Source organism: Campylobacter sp. JMF_08 NE1, from assembly GCF_027737875.1.
GTDB lineage: Bacteria > Campylobacterota > Campylobacteria > Campylobacterales > Campylobacteraceae > Campylobacter_B.
Map to the genome: position 1 here is coordinate 1 of NZ_JAOVUC010000008.1, position 15,629 is coordinate 15,629.

General features: G+C 41.6%; 17 protein-coding genes and 1 pseudogene. 7 read left to right on the forward strand and 11 right to left on the reverse strand.

Annotated elements, in window-relative coordinates:
- Positions 1-448 precede the first annotated feature (448 nt).
- The 3 genes from OFN91_RS06840 to OFN91_RS06850 are packed head-to-tail and all read right to left on the reverse strand — an operon-like array spanning position 449 to position 4,499.
- Positions 449-2,956: a sensor domain-containing phosphodiesterase gene (locus OFN91_RS06840; protein ID WP_270873718.1), complete on the reverse strand. Its 2,508-nt coding sequence runs from the start codon at positions 2,954-2,956 to the stop codon at positions 449-451.
- Between the two features lie 9 nt (positions 2,957-2,965).
- Positions 2,966-3,820, reverse strand: coding sequence for a cytochrome-c peroxidase (locus OFN91_RS06845; RefSeq protein WP_270873719.1), 855 nt, complete (start codon positions 3,818-3,820; stop codon positions 2,966-2,968).
- The gene (locus OFN91_RS06850) at positions 3,768-4,499 is read right to left on the reverse strand and encodes a class I SAM-dependent methyltransferase (RefSeq protein WP_270873720.1); all 732 of its coding nucleotides are present in this window, start codon (positions 4,497-4,499) and stop codon (positions 3,768-3,770) included. Before OFN91_RS06850 ends, OFN91_RS06845 begins: the two co-directional genes overlap by 53 nt.
- 77 nt (positions 4,500-4,576) lie before the next feature.
- On the opposite strand from OFN91_RS06850, the gene OFN91_RS06855 reads away from it, so the two are divergent.
- Genes OFN91_RS06855 through OFN91_RS06865 form a run of 3 tightly spaced genes read left to right on the forward strand, consistent with a single transcriptional unit; the run spans position 4,577 to position 7,030 of the window.
- Positions 4,577-5,473, forward strand: a complete 897-nt coding sequence (locus OFN91_RS06855) for a metal ABC transporter solute-binding protein, Zn/Mn family (protein ID WP_270873721.1) — start codon at positions 4,577-4,579, stop codon at positions 5,471-5,473.
- Positions 5,470-6,234, forward strand: a complete 765-nt coding sequence (locus OFN91_RS06860; RefSeq protein WP_270858657.1) for a metal ABC transporter ATP-binding protein — start codon at positions 5,470-5,472, stop codon at positions 6,232-6,234. Before OFN91_RS06855 ends, OFN91_RS06860 begins: the two co-directional genes overlap by 4 nt.
- Positions 6,227-7,030 carry a metal ABC transporter permease gene (locus tag OFN91_RS06865; RefSeq protein ID WP_270865688.1) on the forward strand — a complete coding sequence of 268 codons (804 nt, stop codon included), beginning with the start codon at positions 6,227-6,229 and terminating at the stop codon, positions 7,028-7,030. Before OFN91_RS06860 ends, OFN91_RS06865 begins: the two co-directional genes overlap by 8 nt.
- On the opposite strand, the gene OFN91_RS06870 is transcribed toward OFN91_RS06865, so the two are convergent.
- From OFN91_RS06870 to OFN91_RS06905, 8 genes and pseudogenes are all read right to left on the reverse strand, one after another.
- Entirely contained in the window at positions 6,974-7,936 is a 963-nt protein-coding gene (locus OFN91_RS06870; RefSeq protein WP_270873722.1) for a DMT family transporter, read from the reverse strand. The two genes, OFN91_RS06865 and OFN91_RS06870, sit on opposite strands and share 57 nt — an antisense overlap.
- 3 nt (positions 7,937-7,939) lie before the next feature.
- On the reverse strand, positions 7,940-8,569 hold the full coding sequence (locus OFN91_RS06875; RefSeq protein ID WP_270873723.1) for a DUF4197 family protein: 630 nt from the start codon (positions 8,567-8,569) through the stop codon (positions 7,940-7,942).
- Between the two features lie 72 nt (positions 8,570-8,641).
- On the reverse strand, positions 8,642-9,202 hold the full coding sequence (locus OFN91_RS06880) for a ribonuclease HII (protein ID WP_270873724.1): 561 nt from the start codon (positions 9,200-9,202) through the stop codon (positions 8,642-8,644).
- Positions 9,195-9,620: an RDD family protein gene (locus tag OFN91_RS06885; protein ID WP_270873725.1), complete on the reverse strand. Its 426-nt coding sequence runs from the start codon at positions 9,618-9,620 to the stop codon at positions 9,195-9,197. Before OFN91_RS06885 ends, OFN91_RS06880 begins: the two co-directional genes overlap by 8 nt.
- 37 nt (positions 9,621-9,657) lie before the next feature.
- Entirely contained in the window at positions 9,658-10,266 is a 609-nt protein-coding gene (gene pyrE / locus OFN91_RS06890; RefSeq protein ID WP_270862897.1) for an orotate phosphoribosyltransferase, read from the reverse strand.
- Positions 10,267-10,268: 2 nt separating this feature from the next.
- Positions 10,269-10,826: a ribosome recycling factor gene (frr, locus tag OFN91_RS06895; protein ID WP_270858664.1), complete on the reverse strand. Its 558-nt coding sequence runs from the start codon at positions 10,824-10,826 to the stop codon at positions 10,269-10,271.
- A gap of 360 nt (positions 10,827-11,186) precedes the next feature.
- Positions 11,187-11,507, reverse strand: a pseudogene (secG, locus tag OFN91_RS06900) (preprotein translocase subunit SecG); the annotation flags it as partial.
- A 90-nt stretch (positions 11,508-11,597) separates the two neighbouring features.
- The gene (locus OFN91_RS06905; RefSeq protein ID WP_270873726.1) at positions 11,598-12,299 is read right to left on the reverse strand and encodes a Bax inhibitor-1/YccA family protein; all 702 of its coding nucleotides are present in this window, start codon (positions 12,297-12,299) and stop codon (positions 11,598-11,600) included.
- A 165-nt stretch (positions 12,300-12,464) separates the two neighbouring features.
- Between OFN91_RS06905 and OFN91_RS06910 the strand changes: the two genes are divergently transcribed.
- From OFN91_RS06910 to OFN91_RS06925, 4 genes are read left to right on the forward strand one after another with little or no spacing between them, the layout of a single operon-like run.
- Positions 12,465-13,094 (forward strand): carbonic anhydrase, encoded by a 630-nt coding sequence (locus tag OFN91_RS06910; protein WP_270873780.1) that lies wholly within the window; start codon positions 12,465-12,467, stop codon positions 13,092-13,094.
- Entirely contained in the window at positions 13,063-15,150 is a 2,088-nt protein-coding gene (locus tag OFN91_RS06915; protein ID WP_270873727.1) for a mechanosensitive ion channel family protein, read from the forward strand. The genes OFN91_RS06910 and OFN91_RS06915 overlap by 32 nt, the downstream gene beginning before the upstream one ends.
- Positions 15,137-15,304: a hypothetical protein gene (locus OFN91_RS06920; protein WP_270858667.1), complete on the forward strand. Its 168-nt coding sequence runs from the start codon at positions 15,137-15,139 to the stop codon at positions 15,302-15,304. The genes OFN91_RS06915 and OFN91_RS06920 overlap by 14 nt, the downstream gene beginning before the upstream one ends.
- Positions 15,304-15,621, forward strand: a complete 318-nt coding sequence (locus OFN91_RS06925; protein WP_270873728.1) for a hypothetical protein — start codon at positions 15,304-15,306, stop codon at positions 15,619-15,621. Before OFN91_RS06920 ends, OFN91_RS06925 begins: the two co-directional genes overlap by 1 nt.
- Positions 15,622-15,629 lie beyond the last annotated feature (8 nt).

Consider the following 15,629-nt stretch of genomic DNA (forward strand, 5'->3'; position numbering starts at 1 on the left):
AAATTTAGCCACTTCTAAGGTTTTACAGGGGTGGGGGTTGGTAAGGGGGAGGGTAGCGTCTCCTAAAAAGCGCGCCCTCCCCCTTACAGAGAATTTCACGGCACAGGTCAAATTCAAAAAATCGTTCAATGCAAAATTTAAGTAGAATTTTGAATTTAAATTTCTCTGGATTGCTTCGCTTTCTGCGAAAGCTCGCAATGACAGCAAATTTAGCGTAAGGAATTTTAAACTCGTAGATTGCTTCGGCGTTTAACGCCTCGCAATGACAAATTAGGCAGAATTTACGCTTGATTTGTCATTGCGAGAAAACGAAGTTTTCGAAGCAATCTACGAGTATAAAATTTAGAGTCAGTGTTTTTGCAAAATTTTAAATTTTATAAATTTAGCAAAATTTACGCGCAATGACAAATTAAGCAAATTTAGCTTACAACCACGATAAAATCGCCATTTACACGGCGATTTTTGATGGTTCCATTGGTTTGCTGTAAAAAAATCCTTGCATGTATTTTATGCCCATGCTCTCCAAAATCGTCGAAATTTGGTGATTTTCGACATATTCTGCGATGATTTCGTAATTTCTGTTTTTCGCAAAGGCTGTGATAGTCTCCACGATCGCGCGCGAACTTTCATCGGCTACGATATCTTTGATGAGTGCGCCATCGATTTTAATGAAATCCACATCCAGCGTCAAAACGCGGTAGTAGTTCGAATACCCCGAGCCAAAGTCGTCGATAGCTATCTTGCAGCCGCGGTTTTTGGCTGTGGCGATAAACTTTCGTAGGCTATCGTAATCGTCGAATTCCTCGCTCTCTAAAATTTCGATAAAGAGATTTTTCGCGTTTTTTGCCTTTGCTAATTTTTCTTCCAAAAGTGCGCGAATTTCGTTGTTTGCGATATCGAAAAACGACAAATTTATACTAAATTTCGAATTTGGGAAATTTTCGATTAGCCTAAATGCCTCCTCGATTACGATTTTTGTCAGCGAAGTGTAAAGTGAGGCCTGTTTTGCGACATCCATAAACTCGCCCGGGTGCCTAACCCTGCCAGAATCATCGATTAAACGGATTAAAATTTCATAGACAAGAGGGACGAAATTTGTCCTTTGCGTGCCGTATTCCCTGCCGTTTGGATCTGATTTTGAGATATCGAAAATCGGCTGGACGAGCACGAAGACATGGTTTGTTTTGATTGCTTGCTGGATTGTATTTATCATCAGCTGGTTTTGGGTGTATTTTAGCTCGATTGGGTTGTTTGGGCGGTAATACTCCAAATTCTCGTTTTTTTGCTGTGCTTCATACATCGCCATGACCGCTTGAAACACCCTTGTAGCGCGATTATTGTCTTTGTTGCTACTTACGCCAGCCACGACATTTATCGTTACGCTTATGTCGCCAGCTTTGGTTGCGATTTTGGTCTGTTGGTTTGTAAATTTTGCGATGATTTTGCGCACATGATTTGCAACAATAATTCTATTATCGATATTTTCTTTGCTAGCTTTATGAACGGGATAAAATAGGCAAAATTCATCGCCTTGCATACGAAATGGCTGGGCTGGGATTTTTTCTGTGACCAAAAACAAATCAAGCGACCTTGCAAATACCTTTATGATTTGGCTAGTAATATCGCTAGAATAAAATAGTCTAAGATTATCAAAATTTGCGATTGTTAGGTAGATGATATAGCCTTCTATCTCTGGTTTGATTATCCTTTCATTTAGGGCTAGTTCGCTACCGAAATTTGTCATTTTATCGACATAGCCTTGTTCGAGCAGGGTTTGCTCTGCTGCTGCTAGGCTAGCTTGCATAGCCTCATTTGGGCGCATATCTTTGATGAAAACACCATAGTGCGGGTATTTGGACTTTTCGTCTAATTTTGAGAGCTTTATTTTGGAGTTAATCGGCGTGCCATTTTTATCTAGCAAACGCAGCTGCTGCGTGAAATATCCAATCTTATCGCTTTCTTCTTTAAGTTTTTTTTCGAATTTGGCATGGTCCTCACTAGCTGCGATTATGCCGATATCCTTGCCTTTTAGCTCGTCTAGTTTGTAGCCAAACATTTCGGTTACTTGCTTGTTAGCGTAGGTGATTTGAAATTTATGATTTAGCAAAAACACGGCGTTTTCGTCCCTATCGACTAGGGCTTTGTATGGGCGGAGTTTTTGTTTTTTGCTGATTGCGTCTGAATTTACCATGTAGGTGATGAGCAAAAATGTCAAAAATATCGCGGTAAAAACCATAGTCATTTCGGAAAATGAGTTATAAAATTCGGCGTTGAAATTCGCAAATTTTTCCCTTAAATCCTTGAATTTGCCGTTGATTGCGCTTTCATTTCGCGTGATAATCAAATTTAGCTTAGTGAGATTATCAAGCACCAAATTTGCGTTTTTTAAGAAATTTTGCTCGGTTAAATTTTGCGGAGTTATGTATTTTATTTTTTCTTTTAGGGCGTAAATTTCGGTGTAGTTATTGTAGTTTAATTGCGTGATTTGCGAGAAAATATTTACTACTTCGTAGCGCGAGTTTGGGTTGATGTATTTTTGCTCTATGGCGTGCAAAATGACGCTATTTTGCGAATTTAGCGCGCCTAGCTCGTCGATGAGTTTGATTTTTTCGGCAAAAGCTGTTTTTAGATACTCGACATCATTGCTAAATGAATTATCCAAGATTAACGGATTTTGCCCCAGCGTATCTAGGGTGTTATACACGACTTTCATATTTTCGTTAATCGAGCTAAAATCGCGGCTAGGCTTATCAGAGGCAAAGAGCGTATTTAGCCTAGTGTTCGCGTCATAAATCATCGTCATTTGGCGCGTTACGGCGTTGTAGTCTGAGACATTTTTTAGCGAGATAAAGTAACTTAGCGCGAAGCTAAGGCTTATTATCATGATAATACTCATGATTATCCAGTTTATGGTGTCTTTACTAATTTGGTTAAAATTTGAAAATAATTTTTTCATCATAACTCCTTATAATGTCGCCAAAAAATCCAGCAAATTTTGCAAATCATCATCATCTAAGCTGTAATCAAACACATCGCGGAACAAAAATTTAATCGAGCGCGCTAGCGAATACTCGCCGTTTATGTAAGGGGCTGTTTTGGTGATATTGCGCAGGGTCGGCACTCTTTTGTAAGTGTGGCTTCGATAGTTTGCAATCCTTGTGTTTGGGTTGAAATTTAGGTTTTTATTAGGCACTTTGGCGTATGAGTTGGTGCCTAAATTCGCGCCGTTGTGGCAATACGAACACAGCTCGATAAAGAGCAAATAGCCCTTAAATTCGCTTTCGCTGAATTTTTCCTCATCGCGCAAAACGCGGTCAAATTTAGAATTTATCGTGGTTTTTGATTTCAGATACTCGCCCAAGGCATCTACGAAATTTTCGAAATTTGCCTTGCCATAGAGCTTTTTAAATTCGCGTTTGTAGGCTATATTTTGGGTGATTATTAGCTCGATTTTCTCTTTTGATGAGGCTAACTCTTTGGGGCTTAAAACCGAGGTTTTAATGCGCTCATTTAGGCTAGGGAAAAAGTTTCCGCCCGAGTATCGCTCGATATAATAAGCGTTTAGGATTGTGGGGATTTCGCCATTTCGCACGCTAGCGCCCGATGAGTTTAGGTAGAGATTGTGGCAGCTATCGCAAGAGCGCTTTTGCTCGCTAAATTTAGCGTCGCGGTAAAGCTTCATGCCAAGGCTAGCTTTTTCGGGGCTAAACGCTGGCATTTTTAGCGGTATGAAAATATCATCGCAAATGCCTAAAATAGGGACAATACTAAATAATAAAAGCTTTGAAAGTAGCGTTGATCTCATCTGTGATAATCCCATTTTTTACCTGTTTTTCCAAAAGATTTTCTAGCGCCTTTTCGCTGATATTTGCGCCATTTACCCCCAAATGCCACAGCGCATTTTGCACTGCTTGGCTTAAATTTCGCCTTTGTATGCGCCTTTCGCTAATCTCGCGCGATTTGTAAGGGATATTTTTGTTTTTTAAATTTAACTCGAAATTTTGCGTGGTTAAATTTAGACTAGATTTTTTTATCCCAAAATGCGCGAAAATCGGCGCTAACATCGAGGAATTTCGCTCGCTCGCCCAATTTACATAAATTTTGCGTTTTGCTAGGTTTAAAAACATATCAAAGTCCTGCTTAGTGCGCAGTGCAGGGCTCATACTCAAAAACGCAATGTCAAATTTAAGCTCATTTTTCTGGGTAAAATTCGCAAAATCATCGTTTATGATTTGCTCGACATTAATGCCGTATTTTTGCGCGCTGTTTTTAAGAGCGCCAAGCATTGCCTTCGCGCTATCAAGAGCGTAAAGCCTAGCGCCCAAAGTAGCGATATATAGCGAATACACGCCAGTTCCTGCGCCTATGTCGATGACGCTTTTGCCTGCGAAATTTATGCCCTCATCTTCGATAAATTTAAATAAATTTTGTCCAAATTCATTTAAATTTGTATCGAATTTAGCGTAAGTTTCGGCTTTTTTGTCCCAGATATTTTCCATAACGACCTCAAATTCTCGCAATAATACCAAAATTTCTATTATAAATGATATAATCGTCAGTTTTACAAGGAGAATTTATGAAAATTTTGCCCAAATTTTTGATAATCCCATTTTTATTTAGCGCAAATTTCGCCCAAGATTTGGCGCAAATTAGCGTAACAATCGAGCCTGTGAGATATTTCGCGCAAAAAATCGCAGATGATGATTTTGTGATAAAAAGCGTCGTGGATAAGAGCGCAGATCCTCACACATACGAGCCCAAACCCGCCACAATGCGTGATATCGCAAAGAGCGTGGCGTATTTTGGGATAGGCACGGAGTTTGATGAGGTGTGGTTAAAAAGGTTTAGCGCAAACGCTAGCGGGGTGAAATTTTATGATTTAAGCGCAGGGATAGAGAAGGTAAATTTCGAAAATTTAGGCGAAGAGGGCGAAAAACACGACCGCGCCGAGCATGATACTCACGCCGAGTACGCCCATGACGGAGCCGATCCGCACATTTGGCTAGATCCGATTTTGGTAAAACAAATTTCGCAAAATATTGCTAAAAATTTATGCGAATTAAACAGCACAAACTGCGCCAAATACGAGCAAAATTTGGCTAAATTTGAGGCAGAATTAGACGAGCTTCACGCTTATGCCTTGCAAAATTTATCAAATTTATCTGGGGCGAAATTTATCATCTATCACCCGACCCTTGGGTATTTCGCGCGCAGGTATAATCTCACTCAAATCGCAGTCGAGCAAGGTGGGGGCGAGCCAAAACCGGCTGATTTGGCGGATTTGATAAGGCTAGCAAATGATGAAAAAATCGGCGTGATTTTCACTAGCCCGCAGTTTGCAAGCAAGGCAGCGCAAATCCTAGCCGCCCAAACAGGCGCAAAGCTCACACAAATCGATTTTTTAAGCTATGAGTGGCAAAGTGAGCTTAAAAAATTAATAGATGAAATCTCGGCTGCGGGGGCGCAAAAATGAGCGCCGTAAAGCTTAGCAACCTTTCGTTTTCTTACGAAAAGCGCCAAATTTTAAATTCGATAAATTTAGAGTATGAAATCAACGATTTTTTATCTATTTTTGGCCCCAATGGCAGTGGCAAAAGCACGCTTTTGCGCCTGATTTTGGGACTTTTAAGGCCAGATAGTGGCAAAATCGAGGTGCTTGGCAAATCCCCGGTTGCAGCTAGGAAGCAAATCGGCTATGTGCCCCAATTCATCGCTATTAACAAAAGCTTTCCAATTAGCGTGGCTGATGTGGTTTTAATGGGGCTAATAGATAAAAAAATTTTTGGATTTTACACCAAAAAAGATCGCCTAAAAGCCCTTGAAGCCTTGGAGCGAGTGGGTATGAGAGATCTTGGCGAGGCAAAAATCAGCGAGCTAAGTGGGGGGCAGAGACAGCGGGTCTATATCGCGCGCGCTCTGTGCGCAAACGCTAAAATTTTGCTTTTGGACGAACCTTTGGCTAGTATCGATACTATGGGGCAGGTGCAGATTTATGAGCTATTAAAAAGCCTAAATTCAGAGGGCACGGGCATTATTATGATTAGCCATGATCTAAATTTGGCGCTAAATTACGCAAACCGCGCTGTTTATGTCAGTGGTGGTTCGCTTCACATGCACAGCGTGCATCCGAGTGGGAGGGCGAAGTTTTTAAAACACCTGCGCGAGGAGCATGGGCATTTTTGCTCGGTCGAGCTTGCGCTAAATGACTGCCACTGCGGGGACGAGCATGAGTGAAATTTTGGCCTTGGAATTTATGCGAAATGCCCTAATAGGCGCACTTTTAGTCAGCGTGATTTGTGGCGTGATAGGCTCATTGATCGTCATAAATAAAATGAGCTTCATCGCCGGTGGAATCGCGCACGGGGCGTATGGCGGGGTCGGTATGGCGATATATTTTGGATTTTCGCCACTTTTGGGCGCGAGCGTGTTTTCGCTACTTTTGGCTCTGATAATTGCATATATCACGGCTAGAAATAACGAACGATTTGACGCCATAATTGGCGCAATTTGGGCTTTTGGTATGGCTCTGGGGATTATTTTTGCTGACCTTGCGCCGGGTTATAAAAGCGATTTGATGAGCTTTTTGTTTGGCTCGATTTTGGCTATTGATAGCGCGACCTTGAATTTCACTCTCATTTGCGACGCTGTTTTTGTGCTGATTATAATCTGCTTTTATAGGCAGTTTTTGGCGATTAGCTTCGATAGAGAGTTTGCCACGCTTCGTGGGGTAAATACGAGCGTGTTTTACTATGTTTTAGTGATAATGGCGAGCTTTGCGATTGTGAGCGCAATCCAGATTGTGGGGCTGATACTAGTCATTTCGCTGATGACGATCCCGCCATTTATCGCGGAGAAAATTTCGAAAAATTTAGGCATTATGATGATAAGTGCTGTGATAATTTCTGCGATTTTTTGCCTTAGCGGGCTAGCGCTAAGCTATTTTTACAATCTCACAAGCGGTGCAGCGATAATTTTAATCGCTTCGGTCTGCTTTTTCGCCACTGCGCTTATTGCTAAATTTCGCGCTTAAAATCCCGCCAAGCTCGCTTAGTAAAATTCCGCCTAGTATCAAACCTGCGCCCGTGATTTGAAGCGGGCTTAACTTTTCGCCAAAAATGTATCCTAGCACGCCAGCGCCAAGGGGTTCGAGTGTGAAAATAAGCACCGTTTTGATCTCGCTGACGCCCTTTTCTTGGGCTAGTGTTTGGATAAAAAATGCAAAAACGGTGGCGAAAATCGAGGTTAAAATCAGGGCAAAAATGAAGTCAAATTTGAAGGAAAATGTCAAATTTCCGATTAAATTTATGGAATTTGCGAAATTTTCGTGCGGTGTGGAAATCGCGGCAAAAAGCGTGCAAACACTCACGCAAACAAACTGCATTACCACAAAGCCGTGCAGGTTGCACCTCCTAGCGCAAACGCCGGTAAATACGATGTGTAGGGCATACATAAAAGCAGAAATCAGCGTGAGTTGCTCGCCAAGGTTAAAGCCAACATTGCTAGCCCCACTTAGAAAAAACAGCCCCAAAACTGCCACGCCAGCGCCCAAAAAAGCGAAAATTCCGACACTTTTGCGAAAAAACGCATACATCATAAATGGCACCATAATGACATTAAGCCCCAAAATAAAGGCTACCGATGATGATAGAGTGTAGCGCAGGGCAAAGGTCTGACAGGTAAAGTCAAAAAAGAGCATTAGCCCACAAAAAATACCGAAAAATATGGTTTTTGTGTCGAATTTAGGCTTAAATTTCAGGCTCGCAAGATACATAAAAACGCTAGCGAGCAAAAATCTCCAAAACAAAAAGCTAAAAATATCGGCATTTGCAGTGGCGCGCTGGACGGGGATAAATGTGCTACCCCAAATTAGCGCGACGCAAATTAGGGCAAACTCCCAAATAAGGGTTGAATTTGGCTGGTTAAATTTAGAGCGCATAAGCTAGCGAATAGTTTTTAGGATATTAAACATCGCCTCTGTGCTGTTGCGAAATTCGCGTTCGTGAGCGACTAGTTTATCAAAGGCGTCGTTTAAAAACTCGCTTGTAAATTCGTTCGCAAAATCATCACCGATCTCGCTTCCTGTGGCGTTTTTGTAGCTTTTGGCAAAGCTTGTGTCGCTGGCAAGGTTTTCGATATTTGGGCGCAAGGCGGCGTAAATTTCATTAAAGGCATTAACCCTCATATAATGCGCTAGGCTTAGCTCGCCACGCATTATGGCCTGCGTGGAGTTTTCGTCCATAGCTGAGATTTTGGTTTGCAAAATTTGCTTTAAATTTGGGATTGCAGGGGTTAGGCTTTGGGTTAGTGAGCGACGCATAGTGCGCGCAGTAGGGGAGTTTGGGCTCGTTTTTTTGGCGATGAAATTCGGCAAATCCAACTCGTATTGCGTTATGCCTGATTTGGCGTATTCTCTCGCGGCGCGCTCGATGAGCGAAGAAAGAGAGCGTTTGAAATTTTCGCTGTCGCCGACATTGGCGCTTATCATCACATCTAGTCCCTTTACAGCGACCTCTTCCCAACTAGCCATTAAAAAAAATGGTGCGAAAATCAAAATAATTTTTTTAAGCAAAATTTGCCCCCATAAAAAATTTCGCTATTTTATGGCAAAAAATTTAATGTTTATTCAATACGATTTAAAATTTTAATCAAAAAGTGTCGGCTCTAAGGCTTTGAGGCGGTATGATTTGCGGTGAAATTCTGTGTAGCCAAATTTTTTAATCGCCTCGATATGGGCTTTTGCGCCGTATCCTTTGTTTTTTGCAAAGCCGTATTGCGGGCAAGCTTTTGCGATTTCTCTCATTTTGCGATCGCGCGTAACCTTCGCTAAAATCGAGGCTGCGCTTACCTCTGGGATTTTAGCGTCGGCTTTAACCATGGTGCGAAATCCACTTGCGCCAAATTTGGAATTTCCGTCAAAAATAATGTCGAAATTTTGCTCCCCAAAGTGCGCCACAATCTCTTCAAGCGCAGTTTTTAAACACGCGCTAAGCCCTATTTCATCGACATCAGCGCTAGAAAATTCGACTATTTTAAAATTTGAGTTTTTAATGATTTTTTCAAATAGTTCTTCGCGTTTTTTTTCGCTTAGTTTTTTGCTGTCATTTAGCCCTGAAATTTGGGCATGCAAAACACAGCCTGCCACGCACAAAGGCCCTGCGATACAGCCTCGCCCAGCCTCGTCGATACCGCAAATCTCAGCCATTGTCGCTTTTTCTCACAGCTGCTGTGTGGGTTAGGATATCGTGCAGACAGAGCCTGTCTTTGCGAAAAAAGCAGATTAATAACCCAATCATGCTAAATCCCGCCAAAATAAAGCACAAAAAACGCAAAAACGCGCGAAAAAATGAAATTTTGCGCCCCGAGCGAAGATCAATAAGATAGATATTTGAAAATTTATAGCCCGGGCTTTGGGCTGATTTGGCGTAAAAAACCGCGCATATTGTCCCATAAGCTAGCCAGATTAGCGCGATTGCGATTTGGTTACTTTGAAATGCCTCTTTCGAGCCCAAAACAAGGTAGGTCGTGATATAAAAAAGTGGCATTGCGATGAAAAACATATCGACGATAAAGGCCTTTACGCGTAAAAACACTGGCGCGATTACCGCTTTTTGCTTTGCCACTTAAATTTCCTTGAATAATTTGCATTTCGCGCGAAATTTAGTTTCCGCGCGAACCAGGTTTGATCGCCACGCTTCCGTTTTTACAAAGCGGGCAGGAATTTGGCTCGTAAATTTCGAAGCTGAAATTTCCAAGCGTAAAAAGTGGTTTATCAAATGGGAGTTTGCAACTTTCATGGCGCGAGTTGCCTAGATTTGCCACTGCGCAAAATCCGCGGTTTGCAAGGGCTGCAAAAGCTACAACCTCGCCACCAAGGCTTTCGATGATTTTGGCGCTCTCTAATGCTGAGCCTCCCGTAGTGATGATATCTTCGCAGATTACGAATTTTTCGCCCTTTTTGACTTCAAAACCGCGTCTTAGGCTCATAACCTTTTCGACGCGCTCAGTGAAAATAAAGCGTTTGCCAGCTTGCTTGGCTAGCTCGTAACCAGCCAAAATTCCGCCAAGTGCTGGCGAGCAGACGCTATCATAGCTAATGCCAGCATCTTTTATGACGCCCGCTAGCTGGCTTGCTAACTCCCCAGCTAGGGCAGGGTTTTCTAAAACTTTCGCGCTTTGGAGGTAGTATTCGGAGTGGTTTCCGCTACTGAGCAAAAAATGCCCGTGTAAATACGCGCCGTTTTCTTTGTAAATTTTTTCGATTTCCATTATCAAACCTTCAATAACTCTGCCTCTTTGGCTTTTACGGTTTCATCGATTTTGGCTGAGTAGTTATCGGTGATTTTTTGCACTTCATCATAGCCTTTTTTAGCGTCATCTTCGCTAATAGCTTTGTCTTTTTCTAGTTTTTTAACCTCGTCGTTCGCGTCTTTTCTGATATTTCTAATGCTGATTTTTGCCTTTTCGCCCATTGCTTTGGCTTTTTTGGCGTTTTCTTGTCTTTGTTCTACCGTCATCGGTGGGAAAAACAGCTTCACAGCCTCGCCGTCGTTGTTCGGATTAACGCCGATATTTGCCGCTGCAATCGCGCTTTCAATCGTTTTTAGCATTGGTTTTTCCCAAGGCGTGATAGTAATCGTAACAGCGTCTGTCGCCAAAACGGTAGCGACTTGATTGAGTGGAGTTTGGCTTCCGTAGTAATCAACCGTAATGTGGTCTAGGATATTTATATTTACCTTGCCGGTGCGAAGTGTCCCAAAGTCCTTTTTAAGGGCTTCAATAGCTTTATCGCAGTGCGATTTCTGGTCTTTATAAATAGAGTCTAACATTAAAATCCTTTGTAAGAAAAATTTGTGAATTGTAGCGTAAAAAAAATAAGAGTTGCATTTAAAAATGCGAAATTTGACATTTTTAAATGCAAAAATTTAGAATTATTTTGATTGGTTTTGATCGCTTAGAGTTTTGAGAGCCTCTGTGGCGTTGCCCTCGATTGCTGCGCCAAGCTCGCTAGCTTTTTGTTCGATTTTTTCGCTAGCTTGTGAGATATTGTTTTCTACGCCCTCTATGCTTTGTTTTACAGCTTCTACTGCCGCGCTAGCGTTGTTTTCAACTGCTTCTGAAATTTTTTCTGCTCCACTTTGCAAAACATTAGCTGCGTTATCAAACGAAGGCTTTATATTTAAGCTATTTGCCTTTGGTGCGCTTGGCACGGCTGGAACGGCGTTTTTAGGCGCTTCGCTTTGTTTTTGTTCTACTTTGACGCGGTCGATTACTGATGATTTTGCGTCTTGTTGATAAAAATATGCCAAAGCAAGAGTGTTTGCCACAAATAAAATTCCCATAAACGCTGTAAATTTGGCCAAAAATCCAGCAGGTCCCTTTGCGCCAAATAGGCTTTCGTTGCTTCCGCTATATGCGCCAAGACCGATAGATGAGCTTTTTTGTAACAACACGGCGATTGTTATTACGATAGCAAAAATTACTTGTAAAACCAAAAATAAAGTAGTCACAATATTAACCTTTGAAAAAAATTGAATTTGGCATTATAATGAAAAAAATATAAATTTTAAGTTAAGGGCGCCAAATTTGCGCCCTAAATTTTAATCCCTGTTTGCAAAGCCAAGGATATTTAGAAGTGACATAAAAAGGTTGTAGATATTTAGATACATACCCACAGCTGCCATGATTGGCGAAGTATAGACGCCGTTGATGATATTTTTAGTATCATAAATGATATAAAACGAAAACAAAAGCGCGCTAAAACCAGAAATTCCCAAACTTACAAGCGAACTTTTGAAGAAAAAGTAGTTCAAAAATCCGATGATAATCACTGCAATTAGCGAGATAAATAGTGGTTTGCCCCAGCCATCGACATTGACTTTTGAGTTCATCGCATACACAGTAAGTGCGCCAAATGCAACCGCAGTAGCCACGAAAGCTTGCGTTACCACGCCACCCATACCAGCACCGATATAAAGCGATAAAACCTTACCTAGCGTAAGACCTGTGATAAATGTAAAGGCAAAAAGCAAAACCAATGCAAGGCTGTTAGCTCCGCGATTGACGGCAAATTGCATTGCAAAAATCAAACCAATCATCAAAATAAAATATAGCAACGGATTTAGCCCCATTGCTACGCCTGTGCTCATTGCTACATACGCACCAGCGGCGGCTGCGACCATAGAAGCTGTTAAAAGAGCATAAGTTTCTTTGATGAGTTTGCTAACTCTGCCTTGCTCTAATGGCGCATCGTAGCTTGCGTCGTATTCGCTAGTAAGATGATTTCTATCGTAAAGACTCATTTTTTCTCCTTTTTTTAATTTTGGGTAGGGAGTTTAGCAAAATTTTACCAAATATATAATAAATAGCTAAAATTTTTTCTATTTAAAAAAGCAATATATAATCAGCCGTTTTTTAAAAAGGAGAGAATTTTGGCTGAACAACTAATCAATGGTGCAATTAAATTTATGGAAGAAAACTACGCCGAGCACGCCGAGCTTTTTAGCTCTTTGGCAAACACGCAGACCCCGCACACACTTTTTATCGGGTGTTCGGACTCGCGCGTGGTGCCAGGGCTCATAACTTCGACAAAACCGGGAGAGATGTTTGTAGTGCGAAATATCGCAAATATCGTCCCACCATATCGCGTTAGTGATGATTTCGTCGCTACCACAGCGGCTATCGAATACGCGCTGTATGCCTTAGGGATCAAGCAAATCATCGTTTGCGGACACAGCAACTGCGGTGGTTGCGCGGCGCTGTTTTATGACGAGGCAAAACTACAAAAAACCCCAAATGTGAAAAAATGGATAAATTTGATGTCTGGGGTAAAAGATCAAATTTCAAAGCACTGCGCCAACGATAAAGCTAAAAGAGAGTGGCTAGCCGAGCGATTAAATATCGTAAATTCGATACGAAATCTGCTAAGCTACCCAAATGTCAAAGAGGGTTATATGGCAGGTGAGATTAAAATTTTTGGCTGGCACTATATCATCGAGACGGGCGAAATTTTCAACTACGACCCGCACAATGACCATTTTGCGCTATTAAACAAGGATTATGACTATGAAAAAATTTCTCATCAGCTTTTTGATTAGTGCGCTTTGCCTAAATTTTATTTTCGCAGAAGCGAATAAAAGCGAAGCAAATCTAACTGAGCAAAATTCGAGCCAAAGTTCAGTTCCTGCGCCAAATTTAGAAGAGAAAAAAAAGGAAGTCGAGGAGTTTTTGAGCGAGGTTTCAGGGGCTGATGCGAACAAAAGCGAAGTCTATGATATAATCGTAAATAAGGTCGCACAAAACGAACTCAACGCAAACGAAACAAACGGCGCAAATTCCTTTTACCGCGTGGTAAATGAGATCAAAGAGATAAATAAAAAAATCCTTGCTATCTCGCCAAAAGGCGAAGCCAACGCCACAGATAGCTCGCTAAAAACTCTCAAAGAAAACAAAGCAAGGCTTTTAGAGAGCGTTCCTATGGCGATTACGAATAATACGCTAAGCAGGGAAGGGCTTTTAAAATACGCTGAGATTAAGAAAAATATCGAGGATACTCTGGCGAAATTTGCGAAAAAGCAAAATTCGATTGAATATGTAAGCGCGGCGGTTAGTGCCGATAGAATGGCGCTTGGCGATATTTTTTATCAAGAAATTTTAAAACTTGATAATCTTTTTGTAAATGGTGCGAGCAAAGATGAGTTAAAAATGAGCTTAGAGGACGCGCTTAGCAGGATTTCGGAGTATTCGCTAGATAAAACTTCCAAGCTAAAAGAAGCCCTAAAATCGCAAGAAGATGCCGAAAATTTCGTGGCTAAATTTAGCGAGCTTAAAAATGATAAAGCAACTTACGAGGAAATTTTATCCTATCTGCACTCAAATGCCGATTTGCTCGCATCCAGCGTGATTTTTACTAGCCTAAATTTCAAATCCGCAATCGATAGCATAAATGAAATTTCCCCTATCAAAGATAGACGCATAAATTTCGGCAAAATCGTGCTAATTAGCGCGATAATGCTCTTTTTCTACTCACTTCGCAGGGTGCTAGCGAATTTGATTTATTTCGTCTTTAAAATCATCAATCGCTCCACAGCCATTGATAAAGAAACCATAAAAGAGCAGGTCGTAGCCACGATAAAACGCCCGCTTGGCGTGCTTTTGATAGCGTATTCGATAGACATTTCGCTGGTGATATTTTTCTACCCAGCCCCTGTGCCGATAAGGTTTGCTAGCATTTTGTCGATAATCTATGTCATTTTGTGGGCGTGGGTCATCATCGAAATCATCGATGGATACGGCATAATCGTGCTAGGAAATATCGCTAAAAAGGGCGTTAGAAAAGATGTTATAAATTTGGTTATCAAAATTTTATATATTATCGTCGTCATAATCGCGCTCTTGCTTATCCTAAAACGGCTAGGTTTCGATGTCAGCGCGATACTAGCCTCGCTTGGAATCGGAGGTTTGGCGATTGCGTTTGCGACCAAGGATATTATCGCAAATTTCTTCCAATCAATCATGCTTTTGTTTGATAATTCCTTCTCGCAAGGCGATCATGTCGTAGTGGGCGACATAGAGGGCACGGTCGTGGAGACTGGGTTTAGAAAAACCACTATTAGAACCTTTGATAATGCCCTTGTTTTCGTGCCAAATGCAAACATTATGGCGCAAAATATCAAAAACTGGAACCGCCGCAAGGTCGGCCGCCATATCAATATCATCGTGGGCGTAACATACTCTGCCAGATCAGAACAGCTTAGAAAGTGTATCGAAGATATCAAAGAAATGCTAAAAGCGCACCCGCGAATCGCCCAATCTGGCGATAGTGCGACAAATTCGCGCGATTTTCGTATGCGCTCACGCCAAAACATGGTCTCAATCGACGATCTAGCAGGCTATAAAAGCACGATGAATGTGGTGCTCGATAGCTTCGGCGATAGTTCTGTTAATATCTTGGTGTATTGTTTCACAAAAACCGTTATGAGAGATGATTATTTGCAGATTAAAGAGGATATTTTGTTTAAAATCATGCAGATTGTCGAGAACAACGGGCTAGAATTTGCCTTCCCGTCGCAGAGTTTGTATGTTGAAAAATTACCAAAATTTGATTATGATAACCCGAAATTTAGTGAAGGAGGAGAAGATGAGAGAGTTTGACGAAGACTTCGAAGAATACGAGGATTTGGACGATTACGATGAGGATATAATCGAGGGCGAAGAGGGCTATAACTACGCTTATGACGAGGACGATTATAGCTACGATGATGGCGAGGGGCTAAACTACAACAACATCGACGGAGATGATTACTGATGAGAAAAATCGCTTTAATTTGCGCGTTTTGCGCTTGCGTTTTTGGCGCGGAATTTACGCCGATGAAGGTTTCGCCCCAAAGGGCAGAACAAATCATGCAAGATTTGCATAAATCGCTCGAAGCTTGCAAGGACGGCGCGCGCATAAAGGCTTTAAGCAAGGAGCTTGAAAAGGCGCTATTTCCGCTAGAAGATATGGATTTTTCGCATGAATACGACCCAGCTCAAATCGACGAGCTTCGCAGGATCGATCGCGAAAATAAGGCATTTTTGACCAAATTTGCGATAACTTCTAGTTGCAAACTAGCGGATTTGTAAATTCGAAA

Coding starts and splice junctions, on each gene's coding strand:
- OFN91_RS06850 (WP_270873720.1), bottom strand. CDS start 4,499: ATGGAAAATATCTGGGACAAAAAAGCCGAAACTTACGCTAAATTCGAT.
- OFN91_RS06865 (WP_270865688.1), top strand. CDS start 6,227: ATGAGTGAAATTTTGGCCTTGGAATTTATGCGAAATGCCCTAATAGGC.
- OFN91_RS06915 (WP_270873727.1), top strand. CDS start 13,063: ATGAAAAAATTTCTCATCAGCTTTTTGATTAGTGCGCTTTGCCTAAAT.
- OFN91_RS06905 (WP_270873726.1), bottom strand. CDS start 12,299: ATGAGTCTTTACGATAGAAATCATCTTACTAGCGAATACGACGCAAGC.
- OFN91_RS06845 (WP_270873719.1), bottom strand. CDS start 3,820: ATGGGATTATCACAGATGAGATCAACGCTACTTTCAAAGCTTTTATTA.
- OFN91_RS06855 (WP_270873721.1), top strand. CDS start 4,577: ATGAAAATTTTGCCCAAATTTTTGATAATCCCATTTTTATTTAGCGCA.
- OFN91_RS06840 (WP_270873718.1), bottom strand. CDS start 2,956: ATGAAAAAATTATTTTCAAATTTTAACCAAATTAGTAAAGACACCATA.
- OFN91_RS06870 (WP_270873722.1), bottom strand. CDS start 7,936: ATGCGCTCTAAATTTAACCAGCCAAATTCAACCCTTATTTGGGAGTTT.
- OFN91_RS06860 (WP_270858657.1), top strand. CDS start 5,470: ATGAGCGCCGTAAAGCTTAGCAACCTTTCGTTTTCTTACGAAAAGCGC.
- OFN91_RS06910 (WP_270873780.1), top strand. CDS start 12,465: ATGGAAGAAAACTACGCCGAGCACGCCGAGCTTTTTAGCTCTTTGGCA.
- OFN91_RS06880 (WP_270873724.1), bottom strand. CDS start 9,202: ATGGCTGAGATTTGCGGTATCGACGAGGCTGGGCGAGGCTGTATCGCA.
- frr (WP_270858664.1), bottom strand. CDS start 10,826: ATGTTAGACTCTATTTATAAAGACCAGAAATCGCACTGCGATAAAGCT.
- pyrE (WP_270862897.1), bottom strand. CDS start 10,266: ATGGAAATCGAAAAAATTTACAAAGAAAACGGCGCGTATTTACACGGG.
- OFN91_RS06920 (WP_270858667.1), top strand. CDS start 15,137: ATGAGAGAGTTTGACGAAGACTTCGAAGAATACGAGGATTTGGACGAT.
- OFN91_RS06925 (WP_270873728.1), top strand. CDS start 15,304: ATGAGAAAAATCGCTTTAATTTGCGCGTTTTGCGCTTGCGTTTTTGGC.